Below are 1,193 nucleotides of genomic sequence, written 5' to 3'. Positions count from 1 at the left end.
TGCGGCGCAGTCGGCTCAGGTACTGGTCCAGGGTGTTGTCGCTGACCTGCGCGCCCTCGGGCCAGCCGGCCCGCACCAGGTGGCGGCGGCGCACGAGCGTCCCGTCCGCGGCGACGAGAGTGGCCAGCAGCCGGAACTCCGTGGGGGACAGCGCGACGCGGTCACCGTGCACGGTCACGCTGTGGTCCACCGCGTCCAGAACCAGGTCCCCGGCCGAGACCACCGCCGTCGTGGCGGCCCGTTTGAGTACGGCTCTCAGCCTGGCGGCGAGTTCGGCGAGGTGGAAGGGCTTGGGCAGGTAGTCGTCGCCTCCGGCGGAGAACCCGGACAGGCGGTCGGTGAGCTGGTGCCGGGCGGTCAGGAAGATCACGGGGGCGAGGAACCCATTGGCACGCATCGCCTGGCACACGTCCCGTCCGTCCGCATCGGGCAGGCCGACGTCCAGGACGGCCGCGGCGATGTCTGCGGTGGCCAGCCTCAGGGCGGTGGCGCCGTCGGCAGCCGGGACCGGGTCGAAGTCCTCGTCGTACAGGCCACGGCGCAGCACGTCCCGCAGGGCGTGATCGTCCTCAACAACCAGGATCTTGGGGCGCATGATCCTCCGTCACGGCTGCAGCAAGGTGGACTGTCTACCGAACTGTAGACGAACGGTGGTCGAGAGGCGTTCCGAGGCGACGGCGTGACTTCACACGAAGGCCATCCGTGATCACCCAGTCGGCCGCCCGTGAAGCTCCGTTCCACCCGGGTGTCGAGGTGAGCACACATCGTGCTGGTGCTGCGTCTCACTCATCGGGTCCGGCCCGCTGGCGTGCCCCGATGTGCTCGCGACGCTCCGCGACACTCCGCGACACACCGGCCCGGGCGGGTGTGCCTTACGAGACGTTCTCCGCGACGGACACCCGGATCTCCGTGCTGCGGCGCCCCGCCTCCCGGGTCGCGGACGCCGTACGCCCGCGGCACCGGGCCCTCGTCGGCGCAGCCCACGGGCTCACCCGCCCGGCCGCTCTCCCTGGGCGATCTCGATGTTGTGGTGGAGGGTGAGCGCCCCGGCCCCCGCTCCGGCGAGGGAGAGGCAGGTACAGAGCGCGAGGAGCGCGCTCGCGACGGACACCAGGCCGCGCCGCAGCGGCGGGCGCAGCAGCGCCGCGACCCGCTGTGGCACCGGCCCGGAGGTGGCGGCGGGCGCGCTGGTG

At 72.7% G+C, this 1,193-nt stretch carries 1 protein-coding gene and 1 pseudogene; both read right to left on the bottom strand.

Annotated features, from left to right (window positions below):
• The coding region (locus CCN51_RS52750; RefSeq protein ID WP_086861353.1) for a response regulator transcription factor at positions 1-595 on the bottom strand (595 nt) is incomplete at its 3' end.
• A 393-nt stretch (positions 596-988) separates the two neighbouring features.
• A pseudogene (locus CCN51_RS52745) lies at positions 989-1,193 on the bottom strand (M56 family peptidase); the annotation flags it as partial.

Origin of the sequence: Streptomyces milbemycinicus (genome assembly GCF_002154605.1) — a bacterium.
Lineage (GTDB): Bacteria > Actinomycetota > Actinomycetes > Streptomycetales > Streptomycetaceae > Streptomyces > Streptomyces milbemycinicus.
The sequence above is the reverse complement of the archived record's forward strand: the minus strand, read 5'-3'. Positions and strand labels throughout refer to the sequence as shown.